Source organism: Flagellimonas maritima, from assembly GCF_003269425.1.
GTDB lineage: Bacteria > Bacteroidota > Bacteroidia > Flavobacteriales > Flavobacteriaceae > Flagellimonas > Flagellimonas maritima.
The window spans coordinates 480978-506624 of the sequence record NZ_CP030104.1 but is presented as its reverse complement, the minus strand read 5'-3'; the positions used below and the strand labels follow the sequence as shown (position 1 = coordinate 506624).

Annotated in this window: 29 protein-coding genes; 18 read left to right on the top strand and 11 right to left on the bottom strand. The window is 37.2% G+C overall.

The genetic code is table 11. The features are described from left to right. Positions 1–26: 26 nt before the first annotated feature. Positions 27–428, bottom strand: a complete 402-nt coding sequence (locus HME9304_RS02275) for a hypothetical protein (protein ID WP_112377049.1) — start codon at positions 426–428, stop codon at positions 27–29. Positions 429–551: 123 nt separating this feature from the next. Here HME9304_RS02275 and HME9304_RS02270 point away from each other — a divergent pair, with 123 nt between their 5' ends. Together HME9304_RS02270 and HME9304_RS02265 are read left to right on the top strand one after the other, a co-directional pair. Continuing rightward, entirely contained in the window at positions 552–1004 is a 453-nt protein-coding gene (locus HME9304_RS02270) for an Lrp/AsnC family transcriptional regulator (RefSeq protein ID WP_112377048.1), read from the top strand. Between the two features lie 67 nt (positions 1005–1071). After that, positions 1072–2487 carry an alpha/beta hydrolase gene (locus HME9304_RS02265; RefSeq protein WP_112377047.1) on the top strand — a complete coding sequence of 472 codons (1416 nt, stop codon included), beginning with the start codon at positions 1072–1074 and terminating at the stop codon, positions 2485–2487. On the opposite strand, the gene HME9304_RS02260 is transcribed toward HME9304_RS02265, so the two are convergent. Beyond that, a complete protein-coding gene (locus HME9304_RS02260; RefSeq protein WP_112377046.1) occupies positions 2474–3211 on the bottom strand; it encodes a DJ-1/PfpI family protein in 738 nt (245 codons plus the stop codon). The genes HME9304_RS02265 and HME9304_RS02260 overlap by 14 nt on opposite strands. Positions 3212–3294: 83 nt before the next feature. Between HME9304_RS02260 and HME9304_RS02255 the strand changes: the two genes are divergently transcribed. Further along, complete coding sequence (locus HME9304_RS02255) at positions 3295–3933, top strand: DUF1684 domain-containing protein (RefSeq protein ID WP_112379699.1); 639 nt, start codon at positions 3295–3297, stop codon at positions 3931–3933. A gap of 85 nt (positions 3934–4018) precedes the next feature. Here the strand turns inward: HME9304_RS02255 and HME9304_RS02250 are convergent, their stop codons facing one another. The 5 genes from HME9304_RS02250 to HME9304_RS02230 form a co-directional block, all read right to left on the bottom strand. Next, positions 4019–5149, bottom strand: coding sequence for a porin (locus tag HME9304_RS02250; protein ID WP_112377045.1), 1131 nt, complete (start codon positions 5147–5149; stop codon positions 4019–4021). Between the two features lie 114 nt (positions 5150–5263). Then, positions 5264–6520, bottom strand: coding sequence for an ammonium transporter (locus tag HME9304_RS02245; RefSeq protein ID WP_112377044.1), 1257 nt, complete (start codon positions 6518–6520; stop codon positions 5264–5266). A 26-nt stretch (positions 6521–6546) separates the two neighbouring features. After that, on the bottom strand, positions 6547–6885 hold the full coding sequence (locus HME9304_RS02240) for a P-II family nitrogen regulator (protein WP_112377043.1): 339 nt from the start codon (positions 6883–6885) through the stop codon (positions 6547–6549). A 268-nt stretch (positions 6886–7153) separates the two neighbouring features. Beyond that, positions 7154–7528, bottom strand: a complete 375-nt coding sequence (gene crcB, locus HME9304_RS02235; protein ID WP_112377042.1) for a fluoride efflux transporter CrcB — start codon at positions 7526–7528, stop codon at positions 7154–7156. A 16-nt stretch (positions 7529–7544) separates the two neighbouring features. Beyond that, positions 7545–7724 carry a hypothetical protein gene (locus HME9304_RS02230; protein ID WP_112377041.1) on the bottom strand — a complete coding sequence of 60 codons (180 nt, stop codon included), beginning with the start codon at positions 7722–7724 and terminating at the stop codon, positions 7545–7547. A gap of 339 nt (positions 7725–8063) precedes the next feature. Between HME9304_RS02230 and HME9304_RS02220 the strand changes: the two genes are divergently transcribed. Then, positions 8064–8450: a pyrophosphohydrolase domain-containing protein gene (locus HME9304_RS02220; protein WP_112377039.1), complete on the top strand. Its 387-nt coding sequence runs from the start codon at positions 8064–8066 to the stop codon at positions 8448–8450. Positions 8451–8614: 164 nt separating this feature from the next. Here the strand turns inward: HME9304_RS02220 and HME9304_RS02215 are convergent, their stop codons facing one another. Next, on the bottom strand, positions 8615–9679 hold the full coding sequence (locus tag HME9304_RS02215; protein WP_206170484.1) for a branched-chain amino acid aminotransferase: 1065 nt from the start codon (positions 9677–9679) through the stop codon (positions 8615–8617). 107 nt (positions 9680–9786) lie between these two features. Between HME9304_RS02215 and HME9304_RS02210 the strand changes: the two genes are divergently transcribed. The 10 genes from HME9304_RS02210 to HME9304_RS02165 all read left to right on the top strand — a co-directional run bounded on the left by HME9304_RS02210 (position 9787) and on the right by HME9304_RS02165 (position 19279). Beyond that, the gene (locus HME9304_RS02210; RefSeq protein WP_112377038.1) at positions 9787–10251 is read left to right on the top strand and encodes a DUF4920 domain-containing protein; all 465 of its coding nucleotides are present in this window, start codon (positions 9787–9789) and stop codon (positions 10249–10251) included. Positions 10252–10253: 2 nt separating this feature from the next. Further along, positions 10254–10916, top strand: a complete 663-nt coding sequence (mnmC2, locus tag HME9304_RS02205) for a tRNA (5-methylaminomethyl-2-thiouridine)(34)-methyltransferase MnmC2 (RefSeq protein ID WP_112377037.1) — start codon at positions 10254–10256, stop codon at positions 10914–10916. Between the two features lie 136 nt (positions 10917–11052). Next, the gene (locus HME9304_RS02200) at positions 11053–12018 is read left to right on the top strand and encodes a TIGR01777 family oxidoreductase (protein ID WP_112377036.1); all 966 of its coding nucleotides are present in this window, start codon (positions 11053–11055) and stop codon (positions 12016–12018) included. Between the two features lie 130 nt (positions 12019–12148). Continuing rightward, positions 12149–12721, top strand: coding sequence for a nucleotide exchange factor GrpE (locus tag HME9304_RS02195; protein WP_112377035.1), 573 nt, complete (start codon positions 12149–12151; stop codon positions 12719–12721). Positions 12722–12727: 6 nt separating this feature from the next. After that, positions 12728–13849, top strand: coding sequence for a molecular chaperone DnaJ (gene dnaJ / locus HME9304_RS02190; RefSeq protein WP_112377034.1), 1122 nt, complete (start codon positions 12728–12730; stop codon positions 13847–13849). 185 nt (positions 13850–14034) lie between these two features. After that, positions 14035–14973 (top strand): ABC transporter ATP-binding protein, encoded by a 939-nt coding sequence (locus tag HME9304_RS02185; protein ID WP_112377033.1) that lies wholly within the window; start codon positions 14035–14037, stop codon positions 14971–14973. Next, positions 14966–16306 (top strand): ABC transporter permease, encoded by a 1341-nt coding sequence (locus HME9304_RS02180; RefSeq protein WP_112377032.1) that lies wholly within the window; start codon positions 14966–14968, stop codon positions 16304–16306. Before HME9304_RS02185 ends, HME9304_RS02180 begins: the two co-directional genes overlap by 8 nt. Before the next feature lie 6 nt (positions 16307–16312). Next, a complete protein-coding gene (locus HME9304_RS02175; RefSeq protein WP_112377031.1) occupies positions 16313–17209 on the top strand; it encodes a mechanosensitive ion channel family protein in 897 nt (298 codons plus the stop codon). A 26-nt stretch (positions 17210–17235) separates the two neighbouring features. Next, complete coding sequence (locus tag HME9304_RS02170; RefSeq protein ID WP_239023374.1) at positions 17236–18102, top strand: DUF6268 family outer membrane beta-barrel protein; 867 nt, start codon at positions 17236–17238, stop codon at positions 18100–18102. Positions 18103–18115: 13 nt separating this feature from the next. Then, positions 18116–19279, top strand: coding sequence for a sigma-54-dependent transcriptional regulator (locus tag HME9304_RS02165; protein WP_112377029.1), 1164 nt, complete (start codon positions 18116–18118; stop codon positions 19277–19279). A 5-nt stretch (positions 19280–19284) separates the two neighbouring features. On the opposite strand, the gene HME9304_RS02160 is transcribed toward HME9304_RS02165, so the two are convergent. Further along, complete coding sequence (locus HME9304_RS02160) at positions 19285–19998, bottom strand: hypothetical protein (RefSeq protein ID WP_123877313.1); 714 nt, start codon at positions 19996–19998, stop codon at positions 19285–19287. 176 nt (positions 19999–20174) lie between these two features. On the opposite strand from HME9304_RS02160, the gene HME9304_RS02155 reads away from it, so the two are divergent. The 3 genes from HME9304_RS02155 to HME9304_RS02145 all read left to right on the top strand — a co-directional run bounded on the left by HME9304_RS02155 (position 20175) and on the right by HME9304_RS02145 (position 23546). Then, positions 20175–21059, top strand: a complete 885-nt coding sequence (locus HME9304_RS02155; protein WP_112377027.1) for a PPK2 family polyphosphate kinase — start codon at positions 20175–20177, stop codon at positions 21057–21059. After that, a complete protein-coding gene (locus tag HME9304_RS02150; RefSeq protein WP_112377026.1) occupies positions 21056–22453 on the top strand; it encodes a M20/M25/M40 family metallo-hydrolase in 1398 nt (465 codons plus the stop codon). The genes HME9304_RS02155 and HME9304_RS02150 overlap by 4 nt, the downstream gene beginning before the upstream one ends. A 160-nt stretch (positions 22454–22613) precedes the next feature. Next, positions 22614–23546, top strand: coding sequence for a peptidylprolyl isomerase (locus tag HME9304_RS02145; protein ID WP_112377025.1), 933 nt, complete (start codon positions 22614–22616; stop codon positions 23544–23546). Between the two features lie 484 nt (positions 23547–24030). Here the strand turns inward: HME9304_RS02145 and HME9304_RS02140 are convergent, their stop codons facing one another. Further along, on the bottom strand, positions 24031–24225 hold the full coding sequence (locus tag HME9304_RS02140) for a cold-shock protein (protein ID WP_055397609.1): 195 nt from the start codon (positions 24223–24225) through the stop codon (positions 24031–24033). Positions 24226–24309: 84 nt separating this feature from the next. Beyond that, positions 24310–24948, bottom strand: coding sequence for a peroxiredoxin (locus HME9304_RS02135; protein WP_112377024.1), 639 nt, complete (start codon positions 24946–24948; stop codon positions 24310–24312). 156 nt (positions 24949–25104) lie between these two features. On the opposite strand from HME9304_RS02135, the gene HME9304_RS02130 reads away from it, so the two are divergent. Next, complete coding sequence (locus HME9304_RS02130) at positions 25105–25647, top strand: YfiT family bacillithiol transferase (protein WP_112377023.1); 543 nt, start codon at positions 25105–25107, stop codon at positions 25645–25647.

Sequence of the window (25647 nt, the reverse complement as noted above, 5' to 3'; positions counted from 1 at the left end):
GCGTCAAAAAAATTAGGAAAAAATAATTACCCATTACCATTTTTAAAGGACTTCCTCCATTTCTTAAAGGATGTCCTAAAAGTTTTGATTTCTTTTCTCAATAAGTTCAAATATTCCTTTTCTTTTACCCCATCCCTTTCAAGACCATTACAATACGCCAAAATATTACGCGTCATGATATTGATAAAAGCAAGACTTTTCATTCTTACGGGGTGGGAATTGCTCAGGACGGCATGTTCTATTTCTTTGGTAATCAACATGGCATCAGTCAAAAGAGACTGGGAAACATCATCTCTAAAACTGCAATAATTATTTAAAGAGAGAATATCCCTATTATGGGAAAAATAATAAGCTACCGCTTCGCTCAGATCTCGAAGGGCAAGCGATTTTCGATAAATTCCCAAAGAATTTAAAGCATTCCTTTCCATAAACTTCAAAGCAAATTTAAAACCTAAAATTACATATCAAATGGATAATATACCTTTGGTTTTAAAATTGAAATTTAATATTTACTTTTGAATATAAAGTTTTTATAATAAATAACTTTTAATATGAAGATAGATGAACTCAATTGGAAAATACTTGATTGTTTACAAAAAGATGCTAGGGAATCTTTTGCCAAAATAGGCCGAAAAGTTGGCCTGACGCCCCCTGCCGTAACGGAACGGGTAAAAAAGATGGAGGATTTGGGATTAATAGAAGGATATAGGACATGTGTATCTTATTCTTTGGCCGGCCACCAATTAAAAGCCATTGTTATGCTCCGTGCTTTTATGGGCAAGCTGAAACCATTTTTGAGCAAAGTAGAATCATTTCAAGAGGTTATAAATTGCTATCGTATCACGGGCAATGAAAATATAATAATGGAGGTGGTCCTGAAAGACCAATCACATTTAGAAAAGTTTATAGATGAGCTTATAGTCTATGGAGAATGTAGAACCCACATAGTTTTATCCAATATTGTAGCCAATGCACCAATCAATGCAAGCAAGAATATCTTATAATTTTCGTTTACTTTTATAAAGTCTAGCAAGCATTTTCTTTTGGCTAGATTTTTGTAGTTGTAGCGTTATGAAAAAAAATTATGCTTTATTATTTTTTGTGGGATTATTCATTCAAAGTGCATTTACGCAAGAAATAGTATTAAAAAAGGGGAAAATTATAGACTCAATAGCTATAAATGATACTATCCCCAATAGCTTTTCCCTTTACCTGCCCACCAACTTTACCACTGCAAAAAAGTGGCCCTTGCTATTGATGTTCGATTTAGAAGGAAAGGAGAAGCAGTCATTGTCCGTGTTTTTAAGTGCTGCTGAAAAAGAAGGTTACATCTTGGCTGCACCAAAAATTTCGGATACCGTTCCCTTATCAAATAATATGGTAAGAACAAGCAATGTCATCAATAAATTGGTGGGAATGCTGCCCATAAACAAGTCGAGGGTTTATACTGCCGGTTTTTCCTCCGGTGCAAGATTTGCCAATCTAGTACCGGTCTTTTTAAAGGACATAGCGGGTACCATATCAATTGGGGCTTCCATTGCGAATTCAGATTTATTGAACCCCAAACGATCGTTTCATTTTATTGGAATAATCGGTAAGAACGATTTTAATTACACGCAAATGCTTGCCGTGGAAAAGGTTTTAGATCGATTCAAATTCCCAAATCAGATATTATTGCACGACGAAGAGAAAAAATGGCCGGATACTGCTTATTTCGAGAAGGCTTTGCAGCTCTTTACATTGTCCGCTATGGGAAAGAAAATCGTAGCTAAAGATTCCATTTATATTGAGCAGGCCTATAAAGAGGATTTGGCAAAAGTCAATAACCTTAAAAGTTCCAGAAAATTACTCTTTGCAGAACAATTTATGGGAGAGATGACGTCCATATACGGGGCACATAAAAATCTGGATTCACTTAGGCAGGTTCAAAAAGCTTTGCGGAAGAATCGTGAATTTAAAAGTATGAAACGGGCCGAAAATGCTACCTTTTTCAAAGAATCCATTTTAAAGGAAGATTACCAATATTATATGGAAGAGGATGTACTGACCCATAACTTCAATAACTTGGGCTGGTGGAATTATCAAAAGACAGAAATCAATAAGTTCACTGCATCGAGCAACGTTTATGAAAAACAAATGGGAAACCGCTTGTTGGGTTTTGTAAATGCTCTCGCAGAAGATAACATCGACATGGTAAAATCTGAAAAGTTGATCGATGAGGATGCACTGGCATTTTTATATATGTTGAAGACTATTTTAGAGCCTCAGAATTTTGATTACTATATGAAAATTATATCCTTAAGTTCTAAAAATGAAGATTTTGGTACCGCTCTTTTCTATCTTGAAGAAGCCTTAAAAAAAGGATTTAAGGATAAGGACAAATTATATGGTCTACCAGATACTGCCTTGTTTCGTATAACCCCAAAATTCAATGAAGTGGTTTCTAAATACCTGAAAGATTCCAGATATGAGATTATTGAAGAATAAGCTTAGGGATTTTGCTCAAATCCCAATCAATAACGAGTCCGCTCGCGAGAGATTCAGCAATCTCTTTCCCATAAAGGTATTCACAAAGGTATAAAGCCGCATCAAAACTTTTTGCTCCACCTGCTGAAGTGATAAACTTTCCATCATGTACAAAAAGAACACTGTCTTTAACGTTTAAATGCGGAAACATGGTTTTATACTTTTCAATATCGCTCGGAAAAGTTGTGGAGACCACATCATTTAAAAGACCCGCTTTAGCCAAAACAAATGCACCATCACAATGTGAAGTCACGTAAAGAGCTTGCCCACTGGCTTTTTTTACAAAATCAAGCATTTTTTCATCCTTCAAATCCGTATCTAAATGATGCTCGGCACTGGGTATAACTAAAATATCGATTTTTGGGATTGAATCCTTGCAGTAATCAAAATCAGGAAGAATCCTGATTCCCTCAAAAGAAGTTATGGGCTCTAAGGTATTAGCGACCGTAAAGGTGTTCATGGCTTTTATATTCTTGCGATACTGTGTGTGCTGAAAAATATCGTATGGGGCAGTGAACTCCGTGTTGAATACACCATCCATGATTAAAAATGCTACGTTGTACCTTCCAGGCTCTAAGTTGGGCAATTCTCTTTTTTCTATGCTAAGAGTAGTTTCTTCTTGCTTTTTATTCGTGCAAGAAACACTTATTAATATTAACGTTATGATTAATGAATTTTTTATCATGGCCAAGTATTTTAATAGTGAGGATTGGCGAAGGTAATATTAAGAACGATTTGCGCTACTTTTACACTAAAGATTTTATCAAGATGAAGTACTCTTTATTGCTGACAGTTTTTTTAGTATTTGCCTGTAAGCCTGATAAAAAATATCATGAAGCCAAAAAAGAGCCTCAATCAGGTTCGACCTTGATAAAAGAAATCAATGATTTTCAACAAGAATTGAACGCTACTTTTAAAAACCCTGAAACATCGCCTTTACCGGACAGGTATAGAAAAGATTTTGATGGGCTTGAATTCTTTCTACCTGACACGACCTACGTTGTTCATGCCAAATTTGAACGTACCCCCGATGCTGTTCCCTTTTTAATGGACAGCACAACCGATGATAAAACAAGGGAGGTTGTCTATGGTATCGTACATTTTAAATTGAACGGTATACAACATCAATTGGAAATTTACCAGAGTCTTGATTTAATTTCTCAAGATAAATACAAAGACTACCTGTTTTTACCGTTTTTAGATGAAACAAATGGAACGGAAACTTATGGAGGAGGCCGTTATATAGATTTAACGATTCCTGAAGGTGATAAAATCGTCATTGATTTCAATAAGGCCTACAACCCTTACTGTGTTTACAATAAAGAATATTCTTGCCCACTAGTACCAAGACAAAATTATTTGAAAACCAAGGTGAGGGCAGGAGTGAAGGATTTTAGTAAGGAATGATAAAGAGATTGTCTAAAAAGTCTGCGGTAATTGGATTTAATGATGTTACTGAATATTTACTTTTTAGACAATCTCTTTATTTGTTTTAGAAAGAATAAACTGCTGCTAGTATAAAAGAAGCAAGGCTGTCACTAGGATTTAAATCACTATCAAGAAAAAAGTCCTCAGATGCACTATCCAAACGAATTTCAGGTTTGATAATCAAATCCCCTATAGTGGCACTTCCTGTTAAAGTCACTGCGAAGACACTAGAATCTTCAACACCGGTACCAATTGCTCCAAAACTACCCGATTCTGCGAAATATTCACCTCTTAAACCAATTGCAAAATTATCGGAAGTAGTCAATTGTGGATATAAGGCAACACCGTAAAAACCAAGGTCATCGGTATCTTGGTAAGTTGCATTGATTCCCAAAAAGAATTTTTCAGTTATATCGAATCCTCCCGTAAAATCAATTTGGAACAATGCCTCATTATCAACTTCTATCAGCGCACCATCTGCGTTTACAAATTCATCCCCGCTTTGATTTCCATAGATAAGGTTTAAGAATTGACCACTATATCCCAATTGTGCACCAAAAGAGATTTCCCCTAAAGGATTAAAATCGGTAAAGTCGGTAGGATTTAAAACCGCCAACATTGCAGACCAATCATTGCCAAGGTCAAAATCCGCTTTTATACCAGTATGGGAAAAAGGACCATAGGAAAACATGTACGAAGTGCTATAATTAAAGTTTGCGGACGGTGAGATTACCTCATATCCCAAAAATGTATTGAAGTTTCCAAATGTTAGTCTGGTATTCTCGCCAACATTCCAAAAAACATATAACTGATTTACTATTGCAGGGGAACCAAACGAGTTAAAAACCGCATCCTCACCACGGGGCCCAAAAACCAAATCCGCTACAAAGCCGACTTTTTCGCTTTCATAGGAGGCTATTAAATTCACCATGCCAATAGCAAAACCTGGATCGTTTGCAAAAGAAGTTCCTGGAGCGGCGGGAACGAAGACTCCTTCGGTTTCACCATCTTCGTCCAAAACAGGAATTTCTTTATTTAATCCATTGAAATTTGCTCTATAATAGGCATCTACCGTACCACTAAACTCGAACTTTGGTTTTGTCTCCTCTTCCTGTCCAAAAACTGTGAAAGATACCAATACCATGATGGCAAAAACTAAATTTTTTATGTATTTTGTATTTATAATCGTTTTCATATCGTAATCATTTTAGGTGCTCTCTTTTAGAGAGACATTTAATTGTATTATTTGAGTTTTGTAAATGAAAAGGTTATACAACGGAGCGTTCTGCCAAACGCTCCGTTTCCTCTTTTAATGCTGGTTCATTCTAAAATCAGCGTAGGCATCCATACCATGTTCGTGAATATCCAGACCTTCCACTTCTTCTTTTTCCGAAACCCGAAGGCCAGAAACCTTCTTAATGGTAAAAAGAATGATGAATGCGGTAATTGAACAAAATGTAGCGGCTGCACCAACGCCTGCCAATTGTACCAAAAATTGGTCAATTCCAGCTAAGCTTCCAAATATCCCAACGGCCAGTGTGCCCCATATTCCGCAAATCAGGTGAACAGCGACTGCACCAACTGGGTCATCAAGTTTAAGTTTATCAATCAAGGCCACACCGAGCACAATGACAACGCCAGCAATCAAGCCGATAAGGACGGCTTCGTTTGGTGACATTTGGTCCGCTCCTGCAGTAATCCCCACCAATCCGCCCAGTATTCCATTTAGAAACATGGTTAGGTCATAGTTTTTATAAGCTAACAAAGAAGCAAGAAATGCTGAGACTCCGCCTGCGGCTGCAGCCAGAGAGGTTGTTACAAGCACTAATGAGGTTGCTTGGGGGTCAGCGGAAAGTACGGAACCGCCATTAAAACCAAACCAGCCCAGCCACAGAATAAGTACACCTGCTGCGGCAAATGGCAAACTATGGCCGGGAATGGCCTTGGGTTTACCATCTTCTCCAAATTTACCAATTCTGGCCCCCAGTAAGAAAATAGCGATCAATGCACCCCATCCTCCTACGGAGTGTACTAACGTTGAACCGGCAAAATCATAAAATCCTTCTGCGTCACCGTACGAAAGTGAAGATAGGAACCCACTTCCCCATTGCCAAGAACCTACTATGGGATAGACCAGGCCTACGTAAAATATTGTAAATAGCATAAATCCTCCAAGTTTAACACGCTCAGCGACCGCTCCGGAAACAATAGTTGCAGCAGTGGCCGCGAACATTCCTTGAAAAAGAAAGTCGGTCCACCAGGTATAACCTCCATCGGCATATTCCGGTGTCATTCCATTTTCAGGAGCTGCAATTCCAAAACCCGCAAATTTTAGGAAACCTAAATCTCCATCTTCAAAACCCGGATACATTAAATTAAATCCTCCAATGTAGTAAAGCAATAGGCCAACACATATAATGAATATATTTTTAAATAAAATGTTTACTGTGTTTTTTTGTCTGGTCAGTCCTATTTCCAAAAATGAGAAACCTAGGTGCATGAAGAAAACTAATCCTGTACAGATCATCATCCATACATTGTTTGCTGTAAATAATCCTGCGTCCATAATCTTTAAATATTGTTAGTTAGTGGTTAGTTTATTCCGGCATTGCCGCTTTCTTTGGTTCTAATTCTGTAGGCCTCTATTACATCAGAAATGAAGACTTTACCGTCTCCCACATTTCCTGTTGATGCTGCTTCCAATAAAGTATTGACCGTACGCTCCAGAAAATCATCTGATACTACTATGACCAGATACCTTCTTTGAATATCTGAAGTACTGTAAGAAATACCACGGTATACATGACCTTGCTTTTCGTTTCCTACCCCAGTTACATCCCAATAACTAAAGAAGTTGACTTCAATCTGATGGAGTGCTTTTTTCACCTCATCAAATTTTGATTTTCTAATAATTGCCTCGACTTTTTTCATGATTATTTGATTAATTGATTCGCCAAATATATGTTAAATGACATCAGGCTATGATAAATGTCATGTTTGTACATATATTTTTATATTTATAAAAAAAATACCCCTAAATATTTAGGGGTATAAGATTTTAAGTAATGTTTTATTAAGTATATGATGATTTTTTCTTAATGTAAAACTTAAATAATCACAGTATCATCATATAAAGTGGGAGTTATATTAAAGAATGTTCAATAATAAACAAATATTGATAAGAAATATAAATTTATAACTAACTACTCAGCTTTGAGAGCCATATACCTAAAGCAATCGCTAAAAGACCTACAAAAATGCTTGAAATCGTGTAAAAAGAGAAATGAAAAAGCTCACCATTCTTTACTAGGGAATGCTTTTCAAATGCGAAAGCGGAAAATGTTGTAAAACCACCACAAAAACCAGTGGCAAGGAATAGTACACTGTTAGAAGAAAGAAGATTGTTCCTTGATGACATTCCTATAATAAGGCCTATTAGCAAAGAACCTATAATATTGACCAAAAAAGTACCAAGAAAGAAATTTTGGAAAACTGGATTTAAGGATTTGGATATTGCGTAGCGAAAAACACTGCCCAGACCACCTCCCAAAAAAACAAGAAAAGCTTGCTTCATGGTCTAAAGGTACAAACTAAACCGCTTTTTTATATTCACTGTCCGAAGACTCTCGTTGAATAATTTTCTTAATGGATGTTTCGGAAGTTTTGTGAACGGAATTGTTCAACCTATTCTTGGCTCCTTTGATACTGAAAATCAAAAGAATCGCATTCACAACAAGTAAAACCAGTAAGATGCCGAAAAATGTTGTCATTTTCTACTAAACTTGTGTTAAACAAAAGTACGTCTTTTCCTATAGTATACGAATCAACCTCTGATTAAAGTTGTAAAACACCTCATTTTTGTGGTAGAATCAATAGAAATGTTAATTTTTAAGAAAGTACTTGATCAGGAATAAAATAGTTATGAATGTGACAAAGGAAATCATGACCCATTTTACACCCTTGTAATTTTTTTGGTGCATGGTTTTATCTCTACGGTAAGAAATTGTTATGATTATAATAAACACTATTAAAAAAAGTGCCGCAAAAATTAATTGTCCTGTGCTGAACATATTTTTATTTTTACGCAAAGCTAAATCAAATCAACTATAATGAAAAGTAAAATAAACGCTGTTGAACTATTCCATAATTCATTTGGACTTGGGGTGCTACAAGTGCCCACTGCAAATTTGGGACCGGCCAAAAACCAATTACGTTTCAATTTAATGGATGAAGAAAACAAAGAATATCTGGAAGCTGCAAATGACGGCGATTTAACCGAAGTTGCAGATGCCCTTGGGGATATGCTCTATATTCTATGCGGGACTATTTTGGAACATGGGATGCAATACAAAATTGAGGAAGTTTTTGAGGAAATCCAGCGCAGTAACATGAGCAAGCTCGGTGCAGATGGAATGCCTATTTACCGAGAAGATGGAAAGGTGCTTAAAGGTCCCAATTATTTTAAACCTGATATTCAAGGAATTTTGGATAAATAGAATAACTGTACAAAAGGTATTTTCGCCGTCAATTCAAGCCTATACTTTTTGTAATATAAACGATGTCCAAAAATTTAATATCTTGATCTCAAATACATCTCGACTCCGCTCGAGATTACAGTAAATTTAAAATATAGCTTTTTGGACTGCCTCTTCAACCTTTTTTATACCTCATAGCGCCATCCAAACTTATCTTCAGCGCGATTGTACTGGATATCCGTAATTCTTTTTTTGAGTCGTGTTGCATAACTTTCGGATAATTCAGGCAGGTCATAATCAACCCCTTTATATCCAAAGCCAGCTATAGGGGATATGACCGCTGCGGTACCCGCACCGAACATTTCTTTTAGCGTTCCATCTTTCGCAGCTTGCACTACTTCGTTGACCGTAATATTTCGCACTTCGGTATCTATTCCTTCGTCTTTGGCAATTTCCAATATACTTTTACGGGTTATGCCATCCAAGATGCGATCACTTGTAGGTCCAGTGATCAAGGTGTCATTGATACGGGCAAAAATATTCATGGCACCGGCTTCCTCAATATATTCATGATTGTTGTCATCCGTCCAAATGACTTGATTGTACCCCTTTTCAATAGCCAGTTGCGTTGGATAAAACTGACCTGCATAATTTCCGCCCGCTTTGGCATATCCGACACCGCCGTTCGCAGAGCGGGAATATTTTTCTTCTATCAATACCCTTACCTTTCCTGAAAAATAGGAGCCGGAAGGCGCACAGGCTATTATAAACTTGTATGCGTCTGCCGGTGAGGCATGAAATCCAGTTCCAGAAGCCAATATAAAAGGTCTAATATATAAGGAACTTCCAGGTGTTTCAGGAATCCAATCCTTCTCTAGTTGGAGCAAGGTCGTAAGGCCTTCTATAAAAAAAGACTCGGGGAGTTCAGGTATTGCCAAGCGTTCAGCAGATTTATTCAAACGTTTGTGGTTTTCCAAAGGTCTAAACAGCCAAGCTTTGCCAGCTTCATCCTTATAAGCTTTCATTCCCTCAAAAATGGATTGCCCGTAGTGGAAAATTTTTGCGGAAGGTTCTAAGGTTATGGGTTGATATGGAATAATTTTTGGCGTTTGCCATGCACCATCAACATAATCACAGACAAGCATATGGTCCGTGTAGGTACTTCCAAAAGAAAGATTCTCAAAATCAACATCATGGATTTTAGAAGTTTTCGATTTTTCGATTGTTATAGCGTTTGTCATTGTTTCCATATCCAAAGAAATTTAACAGCTAAAATTAGCTAATTATCTGAAATTTCTAATGTTTTATTACCTTTAAATCCTGTAATTAGCAGACTAAATATTTATTTTTTTCGATTATGAAAGTATTTAACATTTTACCTGTCATATTCTTACTGTTCCAGATAACAACTTATGGTCAAAATAGCGATTTCCAAGCTTATGGAGCATCCTTTGAGCTAGAGGCAGGCTCCTCTGTAGATAAAACAGTATTTAAAAATATTGCTGTAAATGACAGCATTGCTGCGCAACTATCAGGAACGGTGTCCGAGGTTTGTAAATCCAAAGGCTGTTGGATGAAGGTCGATCTTGAAACTGGAGAACAGGTTTTCGTAAAATTTAAGGACTACGGATTTTTTGTGCCTACCGATTCCGAAAATAATCAGGTTTTTCTCAATGGACTTGCTTTTCTGGAGGAAGTCTCTGTGGATGAACAAAGACACTATGCCGAAGACGCAGGAAAATCAAAAGAAGAAGTTGAAAAAATTACGGTACCTAAAAGAACCTATCGTTTTGAAGCTTCAGGAGTTTTAATGAAGGAATAATCTTGAAGCGAAATATTATTACCACTGCCGATGGGTCCAAAACCATTCAAATTGAAGAATGGAACGAACAATACCATTCAAAACATGGTGCGGTACAAGAAGCATATTACGTCTTTATAGCACATGGACTCCGTTTGTTTAAAGATACAGATCTAGAAATACTTGAAGTAGGCTTTGGTACAGGTCTAAATGCATTTATAACTCTTTTGGAAAGTACTTCACAGAATCTGCGGGTGAATTACACAGGAGTAGAGGCTTTCCCTGTTGATTTTGAAGAGGCTATGGCCTTAAATTATATCGAAGCCTTAGGGGCTCAAAACTATAGAGCATCTTTTGAAAAATTGCATCGTTCACCTTGGGACAAAAAAATAAATATTACCGAACATTTTCGGTTGGAGAAGCAGAAAAAAGATTTTAAAGCAATAAACAGCTCCAATTTGTTCAACCTTATATACTACGATGCTTTTGGTGCACGTGTGCAGCCAGAACTGTGGACCGAAACACTTTTTTTAAAAATGTATAATGCACTGAAGACAAAAGGGGTTTTAGTAACCTATTCCGCAAAAGGTAGTGTCAGAAGGGCTTTGCAACAAGTTGGTTTTGTAGTTGAGCGCTTGCCCGGCCCACCTGGCAAAAGGGAAATGCTAAGGGCAATTAAACCTTGATTTTTGTAAATGGATTATCAATTTGCCGAGTATCGCTTGATTAAATTCAAGTAAAGTTTAAACATTTATGTTAAACCTTAATTAATGTCTCAAAAACAGCACTTTAAAAAACCTAACTTTGTTTTAAAACTGATACATGAAAGTTTTGATTACTGGAGCTACGGGTTTAGTCGGAAATGCTATTACAAAAGTGTTGCATGCTAAAGGTATTTCCGTTAATTATTTAACTACGAGCAAGGAGAAGATAGTTTTATCTGAAAATTATAAAGGTTTTTATTGGAACCCTGCCCAAGACAAAATAGATATTACATGTTTTGAGGATGTTTCAGCAATAATAAATCTTGCAGGTGCAAGTATTTCTAAACGATGGACCAAAGCTTACAAGAAGAAGATACTTTATAGTCGAATAAATAGTGTCGACACTTTATATAACGGCCTTGAAAAAATCGATTTCTCTCATATTAAATCTTTTGTTTCCGCATCTGCCATTGGAATTTATCCAGACTCATTATCTTCCTACTATGATGAAAATGAGACCGCTGTAGATGATAGCTTTTTGGGCGAAGTGGTAAATGAATGGGAGCACAAGATAAATACATTAAATGCATTCGACTTTGATATAGCTAAAATTAGAATCGGTGTTGTTCTTTCCAAAAATGGCGGTGCCTTGCCAAAAATGGCGATGCCCATTAAAAATTACGTTGGTGCTGCTTTTGGAAGTGGTGATCAATGGCAATCATGGATACATATTGAAGATTTGGCCCAAATATTCGTTTTTGCATTAGAACACGGTTTAAAGGGAACATTCAATGCAGTTGCCCCCAATCCCGTGACCAATACCAAAATGACAAAAGAACTGGCTAAAGTACTTGGAAAACCACTGATATTGCCCAACGTACCCAGATTTGCAATGCAACTTCTTTTGGGAGACATGTCCTATCTATTGTATGCCAGCCAAAGGGTTAGTAGCAAGCGCATAGAAAAGGAAGGTTTTGTTTTTCATTTTCCGAATGTTTGTTCTGCACTTGAAGATTTATATCATGCAGAAAAAGAGAAAATCGATAGTCCCAATACAAAAAACTTAAAAAAAGAGTTTGTTTAAGAAGCTGTGTTTTTCTTGAAATATCATCCGCCTTTTGGCGGATTTTTTTATGTTTAGTTGTGACATTTTGACATTTTTAGACAATTGGCAGTACTTTTGCCCTTTCAAAAAAAGATTAAAATATAGTTATATGAGCAAGAAAAGTAAGGTTGAGGAGATGGAAACAGAATTAAACGATTCCCAAACCATTGAAAGTCCTGAACTGAACGATGAGCATAGAGACCCGGAAAGCGTAATGGAGGAAAGTGAAATTTCCGTAGAAGATAAGTTGCGCGAGGATTTGGGAAAGGAAAAGGATAAGTTCCTTAGGCTTTTTGCCGAATTTGAAAATTTCAAAAAAAGAACTTCAAAAGAGAGAATCGATCTGTTCAAAACCGCTGGGCAAGAAGTAATTGTTTCTTTATTGCCAGTAATGGATGATTTTGACAGGGCATTGAAAGAAATTTCGAAATCTGAGGATAAGGAATTATTTAAGGGAGTAGAACTCATCAGCAACAAATTCAAGGAAACCCTTAAAGGAAAAGGACTTGAGCAAGTTGAGGTTGAAGAAGGTGATGTTTTTGATGCCGAAGTGCATGAAGCCATTACTCAAATTCCTGCGCCAAATAAAAAAATGAAAGGAAAAATAATAGATGTGGTCGAAAAGGGTTTCAAACTAGGCGACCGAATCATACGACACCCAAAAGTGGTAGTTGGCAACTAAAAATATATGAAGGAGGATTTTTACGACATACTGGGTGTTTCCAAAGGTGCATCAGCAGCCGAAATCAAAAAAGCTTACAGAAAGAAAGCAATAGAGTTTCATCCTGATAAAAATCCGGGTGATGCCAAAGCTGAAGAAATGTTTAAAAAAGCTGCTGAGGCCTATGAGGTATTGAGCGACCCGGACAAACGAGCCAAATATGACCAATTCGGTCACGCCGCTTTTGAGGGCGGCAACGGATTTGGCGGCGGCGGCATGAACATGGATGACATTTTCAGTCAGTTCGGCGATATATTTGGTAGCGCTTTCGGTGGTGGTGGATTTAGTGGATTTGGTGGATTTGGCGGAGGCGGACAAAGAAGGGTAAAAGGAAGCAATCTCCGTATAAGGGTGAAATTGACGCTTGAAGAGGTGGCGAACGGTGTTGAGAAAAAAGTAAAGGTCCGAAGAAAAGTGCAAGCAGCTGGAGTCACCTATAAAACATGCCCGACCTGTAATGGAAGTGGTCAGATGACCAAAATCACCAATACAATCCTGGGCAGAATGCAGACTGCAACAACCTGTACCACTTGTGGTGGGGCAGGACAAACCATAGATAATAGACCAAGCGGGGCAGATGCCCAAGGTCTAAAGGTTGAGGAGGAAACAGTTTCCATAAAAATTCCGCCAGGGGTGGAAGAAGGTATGCAGTTAAAAGTTTCTGGCAAAGGTAACGGAGCACCTGGCGATGGAATTCCCGGGGATTTATTGGTCGCCATCGAAACTATTGAACATGAAACCCTGAAAAGAGAGGGCGATAATTTACATTATGACCTCTACATCAGTTTTTCAGAGGCTGTTTTGGGTAGTTCAAAGGAGATAGATGCCGTAACGGGAAAAGTTCGTATAAAATTGGAACCAGGAATTCAGTCCGGTAAAATATTACGCCTGCGCGGTAAAGGAATTTCCAGTTTAAACGGTTACGGTAGCGGAGACTTATTGGTACATGTAAATGTTTGGACCCCCAAAGAATTGAATAGAGAGCAAAAGGATTTTTTTGAGCGTATGCAAAATGATGAGAACTTTATACCGAAACCAGAAAAATCGGATAAGTCGTTTTTCGAAAAAGTTAAAGATATGTTCTCCTAACGAATATTAGTTTTCTGTTTAAATAAAAAACGTATATTTGAAACTGATGTTGGGAAACCAATATCTAATTTTCTTTTTCATAGCAATTTTTTTCCCATCCTTAAATCTTATTTTAAGGGTGGGTTTTGTTTTTTGAATACATTCCTATTATCACCCAAATACATATCTTTGAAAAAATTGTTTAGATGGATCATATCCTTGTTGCCAAAAATGTTTCCAAATTTTATGGAAGCTACAAAGCCTTGAGCAACATATCACTGGAAATACCAAAAAACTGTATCTACGGGCTTTTGGGACCAAATGGTGCAGGGAAAACTACTTTTATAAGAATTGTTAATCAAATAACCTATCAAGATACCGGAGAGGTCTTGTTTGATGGCGAACACTTACGGCCAGAGCACATTTCCCTAATTGGATATCTGCCAGAAGAACGGGGACTCTATAAAAGCATGAGGGTCGGTGAACAGGCATTATATCTTGCCCAACTAAAAGGACTTTCTAAAAACGATGCCAAAAAACGTTTAAAGTTTTGGTTTGATCGTTTGAACATTGGGGATTGGTGGAACAAGAAAGTTCAAGAACTCTCCAAGGGCATGGCTCAAAAGATTCAATTTATTGTTACGGTACTTCACGAACCTAAATTATTGATTTTTGATGAACCATTTAGCGGGTTCGACCCAATTAATGCCAATATCATAAAAGACGAAATCCTTCAACTTAAGGAAAAGGGGACTTCGATTATATTTTCTACGCACAGAATGGAGTCTGTAGAGGAGTTATGCGAACATATAGCGTTAATTCATAAATCTGAAAAAATCCTGGATGGTAAACTTTCAGAAATAAAGAAAGCGTACAAGAACAATATTTTTAATATAAGATTGGAATTGGAAAAAAACGCGGAAGGTGTTATTGGGATGTTGGAGGATAAATTTCAAATACTCTCTTCAGATTTTGATGCTTCAGAAAAGCAACTGAATTTTAAAATTCAACTCCCATCAAACAACACTGCCGAAGTGTTGACGGAACTATCAAAACATGCAAATGTCAGACGTTTTGAAGAAACAATTCCATCAGCCAATGATATATTTATCGAAACTGTGAACAATAAGGAAAGCAATGGGTAAGCTCATATTGATTATAAAACGTGAGTATCTGGCAAAGGTTAGGAACAAATCGTTCATCATCATGACCATCTTGAGCCCCATTTTGCTTGTAGGGATGATCGTATTGATAGCTTATCTCACCAAAATCAACGATGGGGAAAAACGAATAATTTCCATTCTCAATGAAAGCGAATTCTTTAAAAACGAATTTGAAACCGATGACAGTATCTCATACGTTCGCTTCAAGGACATTTCGTTGGAAGAAGCCAAGGATTCCACAATTTCATTGGGCTATTTTGGATTGCTGCACCTTCCCAATGGTTCAAATCTGGAAGAAGTTTCGCAAACAACTTATCTCTACACCAAAGACAATCCCAACGCCAACGTTACCCAACGTTTGGAGCAAATTTTTCAAAAGCAGTTAAGACTTAAGAGACTTGGGAGCTTAGGTGTATCAACACAACAATTTTTGGATATAGAGGAAGAGTTTGAAATCAACTTGGCAACATTTAACGGGGAAAAGAGCATAAAGGGAATAAACGAAATAAAGGCATTTATTGGGGGAGGATTTGGATATGCCATTATGATGTTCATTATCATATACGGTGGTTTTGTGATGCGCAGTGTCATTGAGGAAAAAACGAGCAGGATTATTGAAGTAATTATATCTTCGGTAAAGCCTTTTCAGCTAATGTTGGGCAAAATAATAGGGACGTCCTTAGCGGGAATCACCCAATTTACAATTTGGATGATTTCGGCTTCATTTCTATTGTTTTTGGTCGTTCTATTTTTAGAAATCGATTTACGGGCTTTGGCAACCGATACAGCAATTGCTCCTAGCACCATAAATGGAATGTCTCAATTTTCCAGTACGATGGATAATGAAACTTTACTTTATGTCAATGAGATCATGAATATTCCGTGGGCACTTTTAATAGGCAGCTTTCTTATATATTTTATTTTAGGATATTTGATTTACAGTTCTATCTATGCAGCTATCGGGGCCGCCGTAGATAACGAGACTGATACCCAACAATTTATTTTTCCTATTATATTACCATTAATGCTAGCTATTTATGTAGGCTTTTTTTCGGTATTCAGTAATCCCAATGGACCTATTGCCGTGGGCTTCTCATTATTCCCTTTAACTTCCCCCATAGTAATGTTAATGCGACTACCGGGGGGTATTGGAGAAGGAGGAGTACCTTTGTGGCAATTACTGTTGTCAATAGGGTTGCTCATTGTCACATTTTTGGGAATTGTGTCTTTGGCTGCCAAAATCTATAAAGTCGGGATTTTGATGTATGGGAAAAAACCAACATATAAGGAACTGATAAAATGGTTAAGGTATTAAGTTGAAATGCAGGAAGAGACCAACGAAATAAAAGAAATAATAAAGGAAGATATCTGGGGGACCGTCAAGGATTTTTTAAACCTTGGGTTTCATATTGGAGAAGGAGAGCAATCCATTCACCTAACGGTTGGATTGTTGTTGCTCGTTACCCTTGCGTTTATTGTCACCAAATTTGCTCTGAAATGGCTTAGACATTTTTTTACCAGAAAAATGGAGCAGGAGGATAAGCAAAAATTTGCCAGTGTCTTCAAATTTATCAACTATGTTATCTATTTACTGGTCGTTCTGTTGACCTTAAGTGCGGCGGGGATTGATATTACACTTGTCATAACAGCTTCCGCAGTACTTTTTGTTGGATTGGGATTGGCCCTCCAAGAGCTGTTTCAAGATATTTTGGGCGGTATATTCATTATTATTGATAAATCCTTGCAAGTAGCCGATATTGTTGAAGTTGATGGAAAAGTCGGAAAAATTTTTGAAATAAAGTTGCGAACAACAAGGGCACTGACACGCGATGATAAGGTTATTATCATTCCAAATCATAAATTCATCAGTGATATTGTTTATAATTACACCCAAAACCACAGAACAACCAGGGAGAACATAAATGTTGGTGTTGCCTATGGTAGTGATGTTGACCTTGTTACCCAAATTTTGGAAGAGGTGGCTACTGAACAAAAACAGGTATTAAAAAACCCAAAACCCTTTGTTCTTTTTGATGATTTTGGAGATTCTGCCTTACTATTTTCTCTTCACTTTTTTATTAACGATAGTTTTGGCGACCCAAAAATCAAAAGTGCCATGCGTTATAAAATAAATAACAGATTCAAGGAAAATAACGTAAGCATACCTTTCCCGCAAAGAGATGTTCATTTAATACCGCAAAAACCTCTAAAAAAATAAAAACTCCTAGATACCATATTAAAATCTTGACTTCTCTTGTAGTCTTGGTTCTATTGTTCCCTAAGACAATGTTGAGCCAAAGCACGGATATTTTTAGATTGGAATATCTGAACATACCTGAAAATGATACAGGAATAAAAACACAACGGTATAGAGTTCTATTCAACCTTCCCATAAAATTGAACGAAAAAAAGGATTATTTAATAACAGGTCTGGAATATAATAAATTGGATATTGGTTACTCCCGGGACCTCCCTTTTGATAGAAGTGAACTCAACCGGTTCCATGTGGTTGACCTCAATTTAGGCTTCATTACAAAATGGAACGATAATTGGAACCTGATCACTATACTCACCCCAAGACTTGCTTCCAACTTTATAGACGGGGTCATGACAGAAGATTTTTTTATGAATGCCACGGCAACTTTATGGAAAGAGAATTCAAAGGCGGATAAACCTTTTCGAATCATTTTGGGGCTTTCATACAATAGCACCGCTGGTCTGCCCGTACCCCTTCCCATAATAAGTTATTATAGAAGATTCCATCCAAATTGGTCCTATACATTGGGTATTCCGCGTTCAAATTTTAAATATCATATTACAAAGAAGCACACATTGGAGACTACACTATTGCTGGACGGATATTTTATCAACCTACAAAATGATATCATTCTGCCAAGTGGTCAAATAGGCTCTAGAATTACGTTATCAGCATTGGTGGGAGCATTGGGATATCAATATAATATATCTAAGAGAATGTCTCTTTATGCCTTAATGGGGCGTTCATTTGAACAAGATGGCAAGTTAAGAAATAATGGTAGGGATGATGTTTTTTTATTGAATGATGAATCAAATCTCTATATTAGGACAGGATTCAAAATTGGAATTTTTTAAATAGTAAAGTACGATGTCAAAAATACTTGTAATAGAAGATGAATCGGCCATACGAAGGGTCTTGGTGAAAATTTTGGGAGAAGAAAGCGATTCGTACAATGTGCACGAAGCAGAAGATGGGTTAAGAGGAATAGAGGCCATTAAAAGGGAAGATTTTGATTTGGTCCTGTGCGATATAAAAATGCCAAAAATAGACGGCGTTGAGGTTTTGGAAGCTGCAAAGAAAATAAAACCAGAGATTCCGTTCATCATGATTTCCGGTCATGGCGATTTGGATACCGCAGTAAATACAATGCGTTTGGGAGCATTTGACTACATCTCAAAACCACCAGATCTAAATCGATTGTTGACTACGGTCCGGAATGCGCTGGACCGAAAGGAGTTGGTAGTGGAAAATAAAATCCTGAAAAAGAAGGTTTCCAAGAATTATGAAATGATCGGAGAGAGTTCCGAAATCAAGGTTATAAAAGATATGATCGATAAGGTCGCACCTACAGATGCAAGAGTTTTGATAACTGGACCCAATGGAACAGGGAAAGAATTGGTAGCACATTGGTTGCACGAGAAAAGTCCTCGTTCTGCAGCACCTTTTATAGAAGTGAACTGCGCTGCAATTCCATCTGAACTGATAGAAAGTGAACTTTTTGGACATGTAAAAGGAGCATTTACTTCAGCGGTAAAAGATAGGGCAGGTAAGTTTGAAGCTGCTAATAAAGGAACTATTTTTTTGGACGAGATAGGTGATATGAGCTTATCGGCGCAGGCCAAAGTGCTTAGGGCATTGCAAGAAAACAAGATATCACGGGTAGGTACTGACAAGGATATCAAAGTAGATGTAAGAGTTTTGGCAGCAACCAATAAAGACCTTAAAAAGGAGATTGATGAAGGTAAATTTAGAGAAGATCTTTACCATCGCTTAGCTGTTATTCTAATAAAAGTACCCGCTTTAAATGACCGTAGAAATGATATCCCCATGCTAATTGACTTTTTTTCGGAAAAAATCACATCAGAACAGGGAACATCACCGAAGGATTTCTCCAAAAAAGCTATAGAATTACTAAAAGGGTATGACTGGACCGGTAACGTACGTGAACTTCGTAACGTTGTGGAACGATTGATTATTCTGGGGGGCAAAGAGGTCTCCGAAGAAGACGTTAAACATTTTGCCAGTAAATAATCAAATCAATGACTGGTTTTCTTAGCTAGCCTCTCAAGCGCCCCTTGGGTTATAGTCTTAATGCGTTGGTAATATTGTTTTTTAGGTTCGGAGAGTTCTGTGTCCAATAACATAAGCTCGGCTTCTTCATGTATGTTGGCAACAAATTGAGAAGCTTCATCATGCTCTATTTCATTGACCACTTTTTCCAAAGAAGTTTCAAATCCCAAAAGACAATTGTGTACTTTTTCCTTTAGGTGTTTTCCTTTGGGCAATAAACTCCCATCTTGATGTTCCAATGCATCTTTGGTGTTGAGAATAAGCAGGTCATTGCCATAATCGCTTGAAAATTCCAATTCAAATATTCTTAAAACCTTAAGGCCTGTTACGGTATTTTCCAGTGCTTGGTGCAACAAACCCTTTGAAGACTCAAAAGAATCGGCCTTTACTGCATTTTTGAGGTAGGACAGTGATTTTTCTAAACTTTCAATAGCACCTTCACATCCACAATCCAAAAAATTGAGTTTGGTCTTTTCAATACCGTTTAGAGCTTTGTAGCTGTAATATTTGGCAAGTTCAAAATCACTGGCTACAATAGCTGCCTTCATCTGACTTTTAATATATTCCAAATTGGAAGTTGCATATTCGCATGCATTCCGATTTTTAAAGGAACTCGTTAATAAAAGGATGAGAATACCTAATAGGAAGACTATTAAAAGAATAATCTTTTTTGTTTTCATAACGCTAGATTTGGGACTTTGCGTGTCTGTTATTCTCTCTAAGATAATTCAAGAATAGGGTTGGAATACAAAAAAATCGATGAAAAACGCTTCAAAACTATGAGAAGCACAAAGTATCGGTGAAATGGTGATTTTATGAGTTGAAGTAGTTATTAAAAAAGGCTATATTCAGTCTTATGAAAAAAGTGGGTATAGATTCTTATCAAGTTAAAAGTGGCATCAAACTTTCAGAATATAGTACTTATGAAGATTTAGGTGCTACCGAAGACGAATTAAAGAAGGAGCTTAAAGATATAAGGAAAGAATTGGGCAAATTTCAGAATATACTTTATGCACATGGAAAATACAGCGTTCTTATATGCCTACAGGGTATGGATACATCTGGTAAGGATAGTCTTGTGCGGGAGGTTTTTAAGGATTTTAATGTAAGGGGGGTGGTGGTACATAGTTTTAAAGTGCCAACAGAGTTGGAATTAGAGCACGATTATCTTTGGAGGCACTACATTGCATTGCCCGCTCGCGGTAAGTTCGGTATTTTTAATAGAACCCATTATGAGAATGTCTTGGTAACCAAAGTTCATCCTGAATATATTTTAGGCGAAAATATTCCAGGAGTTGAATCGCTATCCGATGTTGATGCATCATTTTGGGAGAACCGTTATCGCCAAATCAATGATTTTGAAAAACATATTTCCGAAAATGGAACATTGATCTTCAAATTTTTTCTTAACCTTTCCAAAGAAGAACAACGACAACGTTTGTTGCGAAGATTGAGATTAAAAGAAAAAAACTGGAAATTTTCTCCTGGTGATTTAAAAGAACGAAAGCTTTGGGAAGAGTATAAGGAATGTTATGAAGAGGCCATCAATAGAACATCTAAACCGAATGCTCCTTGGTTTATTGTTCCCGCAGATAATAAAAAAGCCGCCAGAGTAATTGTTGCATCTATTTTGTTGCAAGAATTAAAAAAGTATAAAGATGTGCAAGAACCTGAGCTGGAAGAAAAAATAAGAGTTAATTTAGATAGCTTTAAGCAAGAATTGGAAAAAGAAATCGAATGAGAACACTTTTGTTAGCGACCATTTTGTTGGTAAGCACCCCATTTTTTTCACAATCTGATGATGAGAAACAGATTAGGGCAATTTATGACCTTTCATTGACCAACGGGAAAGCATATGATTGGCTGAACCACCTTTCAAACCAAATTGGAGGTCGTCTCTCAGGATCGGTACAGGCGCAACAGGCTGTGGATTATACAAAAGGACAATTGGACTCTCTAGGATTGGATAGAGTTTGGCTACAACCCGTAATGGTACCAAAATGGGTGCGGGGAACGCCAGAGTTTGCGTATATCGAGACAAAACCAGGCCTTACGACAAATGTTCCCATCTGTGCACTTGGTGGTTCTGTTGCAACTCCAGAAGGAGGGTTGAAAGCTAATATTATTGAAGTACAGGGAATTGAGGACTTAGAAAAGTTGGGCAAAGAAAAAATCGCCGGCAAAATTGTTTTTTATAACCGTCCTATGGATCCTACACAAATAAGTACCTTTTCCGCTTATTCAGGCTGTGTGGACCAAAGATATTCCGGTGCAGCTGAAGCAGGAAAGTACGGCGCCTCTGGGGTCATTGTCCGTTCCATGAACTTGCGCTTGGACAATTATCCGCATACAGGTTCCATGAGTTATGGCGATACTCCCGTTTCAAGTCGAATCCCTGCTGCTGCAATAAGTACAAAAGGAGCTGAATTGTTGAGCACAACCCTTACTTTGAATCCAGAAATTAAATTCTACTTTAAACAAAACTGCAAACAGTTTAATGATGTACAGTCCTATAACGTAATCGGCGAGATTAAGGGCTCCACATATCCCAATGAGATTATGTTGGTCGGTGGCCATTTGGATTCTTGGGATTTGGGCGATGGCTCCCATGATGATGGTGCGGGAGTGGTTCAAAGTATGGATGTCCTTAGACTAATAAAAGCAAACGGGTACAAACCAAAGCGTACATTGCGGGTAGTTTTGTTCATGAATGAAGAAAATGGCCTTAGAGGTGGCAATAAATATGCAGAAGTTGCCAAAAGTAAGAATGAGAATCATGTTTTTGCCTTGGAAAGTGATGCTGGTGGATTTACTCCTAGAGGCTTTTCCTTTGATTGTACCGATGAAAATTTTAATCAGGTTTTGGGTTGGAAAAAACTGTTTGAGCCTTACTTAATACACATGTTCATTAAAGGTGGAAGTGGAGCGGATATAGGACCCTTAAAAACCGATGAATTGGTCTTAGCTGGGTTAAGACCAGATTCACAACGTTATTTTGATCACCATCATGCGGAGAATGATACCTTTGAACACGTAAATAAACGTGAATTGGAATTGGGCGCAGCTACTATGGCAAGTCTTGTTTATTTAATGGATAAATACGGCACCATCCAATCCAAAAAAATAAAAGGCTAAAATTATTGCAGCAAATTAGCTGTTTCACATTCACCAATATTACTGTTCTTAAGGGAAAAGTAACATTTTATCAGTAAATAGTAAATCTTAAAACCCGTACCTTTGCCGACTTCAACGAGCTACTGAAAAACAGTTGGCCCAACAACACAATTTTATAGTAATGCAAGACGGAATCTACGCAAAATTCAATACAACAAAAGGAGAAATTCTAGTAAAACTAACCCACGAAAAAACTCCAGGTACGGTAGGCAACTTTGTTGCTTTGGCCGAAGGGAATATGGAAAACAGTGCTAAAGCACAAGGAAAACCATATTACGATGGACTTAAGTTTCATCGTGTAATTCCAGATTTTATGATTCAAGGTGGTTGTCCACAGGGAACGGGAACAGGTGATCCTGGATATAAATTCGATGATGAATTTCATCCTGAACTAACCCATGAGGGACCGGGGGTACTTTCAATGGCCAATGCAGGCCCCGGAACAAATGGCAGCCAATTTTTTATCACACATGTTGCAACACCTTGGTTGGATAATAAGCACACTGTGTTTGGGCATGTTGAAGAAGGTCAAGAAGTGGTTGATGCTATTTCCCAAGAAGATAAAATTGAGAAGCTTGAAATTATTAGAAAAGGAGCAGAGGCAAAGAACTGGAATGCTATTGAGGCTTTTAGAACTTTTGAAGGAGCCAGGGAAAAACGAATGGCAGAACAGAAGGCACAAGCTGATACTGAAATGGAAAAATTGGCTGCAGGCTTTGATAAAACCGATTCTGGTCTTCGTTATAAAATGATCCAGCAAGGTAATGGTACCAAAGCGGAGAAAGGAAAAACTGTTTCTGTGCATTACGAAGGTAGTTTGCCAAATGGGCAAGTATTCGATTCCTCATACAGCAGAAACCAACCTATAGATTTTACTTTAGGCGTAGGTCAAGTAATCCCTGGATGGGATGAAGGCATTGGATTATTAAATGTTGGTGATAAGGCCCGTTTTGTAATTCCATCGCAATTAGCCTATGGAAGTGCGGGTGCAGGAGGAGTTATTCCGCCAGATGCAACTTTGATATTTGATGTGGAGTTGATGAATGTCAAATAAGGAAAAATCATCCTAAAACAAAAAAGCTCCCAAAATTTTGGGAGCTGTTTTTATTTGGATTTTTTCAAACTTACCAATAACAAACTAATATTAAGGGCAAGCAATAAAAGTAAAACTGTAAAAAAAGTACTCATCCTGTATTGTTATTTAGATTCTCTATTTAGTATATCTTCTTAGTACAATAACAATCGAACGCTAAAATACCCTACTATATTGTACAATAATTGGTTGGGTTCGGCAATGTTTATTTTTTCGAACTATTTATGCTCAATAAGAGCAGCACTAAATTAATGATTAGCAAAACTGAAAGGATTGCAAAAAAAGTATTCATGGTATCATCTATATTAATGGTTGCGGTAGGTTTAGTTTGTTTAAGCTTTAGATGATAAAAAATCGATAGGTTGCGTTTTTGGTTAAACAAAATAGCATAAAAAAACCCAAGCAAAAGCTTGGGTCTATTTCTATAAAAAAGTGTGCTGTTACCTTAATCTATAACTTGTACATTTACGGCGTTCAATCCTTTTTTACCTTGCTGTAGTTCGAATTCTACAGCATCACCTTCTCTAATTTCGTCAATTAAGCCTGAAACGTGTACGAAGTGATCTGTGTTTGAACCTTCTTCAGTAATAAAGCCGTAGCCCTTTGAATCATTGAAGAATTTTACTGTTCCTTTACTCATAATAAAAACTAATAATTAATTTGAGCTGCAAAGGTACACTTAATTTGCTGGAAACAAAGATTTTTTACTTTTTTTTAAAATTCTCTAAGTAGTGGGGTCGGGTGTTAAACGTAGATATGGCTTTACTTCCTCAACGCCACCGGAAAAAATCTCCTTAGCTTCTTCAGTTGAAATTGATGGACTTACTACCACTTTTTCTCCATGTTTCCAATTGGCAGGTGTTGCAACTTTGTGGTTTGCGGTTAATTGAAGCGAATCGATTACGCGCAATAACTCATAAAAATTACGGCCTGTTGAAGCGGGATACGTTAAAATCAATTTTATCTTTTTATCAGGTCCTACAATAAAAACCGAACGGACGGTGAGTGTGTCGTTGGCATTTGGATGAATCATATCGTACATATCGGATACTTTTCTGTCCTCATCTGCTATAATTGGAAAATTTACAATAGTGTTCTGGGTTTCGTTGATATCCTTTATCCACTCCGCATGGGATTCGGCACCATCTACACTTAAGGCCATCATTTTTACGTTGCGCTTTTCAAACTCATCCTTAAATTTTGCGGCCGTTCCCAACTCTGTGGTACAGACAGGAGTAAAATCCGCAGGATGGGAAAAAAGGATTCCCCATCCATCTCCTAGATAATCATAAAAATTAAGTTCCCCTTGTGAAGTTTCAGCGGTAAAATCCGGAGCAATATCACCTAATCTGATTGATGCCATAAATAATAGTTTTAAAGATTGAAAAATAAATTACTCTACAAAATTAGTAGATTGTATTTATTGGCATTTTTGTTACCGTTAAAAGTCTATTAAAGTTTTAAATGATATTTTTCATCTTTTTTCAAGTTGTCAACTATAAAGTTTTATTTTTAAAATATGGAAGAGAATGTTTTAGAAAAATTACGTTACCCAATTGGAAAGTACATAATTCCTGAATCTATCACCGAAAAGCAATTAGAGGAATGGATAACCATTTTGGAAAATTTGCCCCAAAGATTGACAGCTATGGTAACATCACTTTCCGACGGTCAATTGGAAACACCCTACCGACCAGGTGGGTGGACGGTTAGGCAATTGATACATCATATCTCTGATAGTCATCATCATAGCTACATAAGATTCAAATGGGCCTTAACAGAGGATAAGCCTATCATAAAACCCTATTTTGAAAAAGAATGGGCTGAATTATTCGATGCGAAATCTGCACCTATCCAAATGTCATTAGATCATCTAAAAGCGGTACACGCAAAACTGGTCTATCTTTTGAAAGGATTGACCAAGGAAAATCTACAACGAAAATTTATTCACCCTGATGGTAATACAGAAACAACTTTAGAAGAAAACGTAGGTCGTTACGCATGGCACGGAAGTCATCATTCTGCACATATAAAAAATTTGATTGACAAGGAGGGTTGGTAG

Coding starts and splice junctions, on each gene's coding strand:
- HME9304_RS02275 (WP_112377049.1), bottom strand. CDS start 428: ATGGAAAGGAATGCTTTAAATTCTTTGGGAATTTATCGAAAATCGCTT.
- HME9304_RS02270 (WP_112377048.1), top strand. CDS start 552: ATGAAGATAGATGAACTCAATTGGAAAATACTTGATTGTTTACAAAAA.
- HME9304_RS02265 (WP_112377047.1), top strand. CDS start 1,072: ATGAAAAAAAATTATGCTTTATTATTTTTTGTGGGATTATTCATTCAA.
- HME9304_RS02260 (WP_112377046.1), bottom strand. CDS start 3,211: ATGATAAAAAATTCATTAATCATAACGTTAATATTAATAAGTGTTTCT.
- HME9304_RS02255 (WP_112379699.1), top strand. CDS start 3,295: ATGAAGTACTCTTTATTGCTGACAGTTTTTTTAGTATTTGCCTGTAAG.
- HME9304_RS02250 (WP_112377045.1), bottom strand. CDS start 5,149: ATGAAAACGATTATAAATACAAAATACATAAAAAATTTAGTTTTTGCC.
- HME9304_RS02245 (WP_112377044.1), bottom strand. CDS start 6,520: ATGGACGCAGGATTATTTACAGCAAACAATGTATGGATGATGATCTGT.
- HME9304_RS02240 (WP_112377043.1), bottom strand. CDS start 6,885: ATGAAAAAAGTCGAGGCAATTATTAGAAAATCAAAATTTGATGAGGTG.
- crcB (WP_112377042.1), bottom strand. CDS start 7,528: ATGAAGCAAGCTTTTCTTGTTTTTTTGGGAGGTGGTCTGGGCAGTGTT.
- HME9304_RS02230 (WP_112377041.1), bottom strand. CDS start 7,724: ATGACAACATTTTTCGGCATCTTACTGGTTTTACTTGTTGTGAATGCG.
- HME9304_RS02220 (WP_112377039.1), top strand. CDS start 8,064: ATGAAAAGTAAAATAAACGCTGTTGAACTATTCCATAATTCATTTGGA.
- HME9304_RS02215 (WP_206170484.1), bottom strand. CDS start 9,679: ATGGAAACAATGACAAACGCTATAACAATCGAAAAATCGAAAACTTCT.
- HME9304_RS02210 (WP_112377038.1), top strand. CDS start 9,787: ATGAAAGTATTTAACATTTTACCTGTCATATTCTTACTGTTCCAGATA.
- HME9304_RS02200 (WP_112377036.1), top strand. CDS start 11,053: ATGAAAGTTTTGATTACTGGAGCTACGGGTTTAGTCGGAAATGCTATT.
- HME9304_RS02195 (WP_112377035.1), top strand. CDS start 12,149: ATGAGCAAGAAAAGTAAGGTTGAGGAGATGGAAACAGAATTAAACGAT.
- dnaJ (WP_112377034.1), top strand. CDS start 12,728: ATGAAGGAGGATTTTTACGACATACTGGGTGTTTCCAAAGGTGCATCA.
- HME9304_RS02185 (WP_112377033.1), top strand. CDS start 14,035: ATGGATCATATCCTTGTTGCCAAAAATGTTTCCAAATTTTATGGAAGC.
- HME9304_RS02180 (WP_112377032.1), top strand. CDS start 14,966: ATGGGTAAGCTCATATTGATTATAAAACGTGAGTATCTGGCAAAGGTT.
- HME9304_RS02175 (WP_112377031.1), top strand. CDS start 16,313: ATGCAGGAAGAGACCAACGAAATAAAAGAAATAATAAAGGAAGATATC.
- HME9304_RS02165 (WP_112377029.1), top strand. CDS start 18,116: ATGTCAAAAATACTTGTAATAGAAGATGAATCGGCCATACGAAGGGTC.
- HME9304_RS02160 (WP_123877313.1), bottom strand. CDS start 19,998: ATGAAAACAAAAAAGATTATTCTTTTAATAGTCTTCCTATTAGGTATT.
- HME9304_RS02155 (WP_112377027.1), top strand. CDS start 20,175: ATGAAAAAAGTGGGTATAGATTCTTATCAAGTTAAAAGTGGCATCAAA.
- HME9304_RS02150 (WP_112377026.1), top strand. CDS start 21,056: ATGAGAACACTTTTGTTAGCGACCATTTTGTTGGTAAGCACCCCATTT.
- HME9304_RS02145 (WP_112377025.1), top strand. CDS start 22,614: ATGCAAGACGGAATCTACGCAAAATTCAATACAACAAAAGGAGAAATT.
- HME9304_RS02140 (WP_055397609.1), bottom strand. CDS start 24,225: ATGAGTAAAGGAACAGTAAAATTCTTCAATGATTCAAAGGGCTACGGC.
- HME9304_RS02135 (WP_112377024.1), bottom strand. CDS start 24,948: ATGGCATCAATCAGATTAGGTGATATTGCTCCGGATTTTACCGCTGAA.
- HME9304_RS02130 (WP_112377023.1), top strand. CDS start 25,105: ATGGAAGAGAATGTTTTAGAAAAATTACGTTACCCAATTGGAAAGTAC.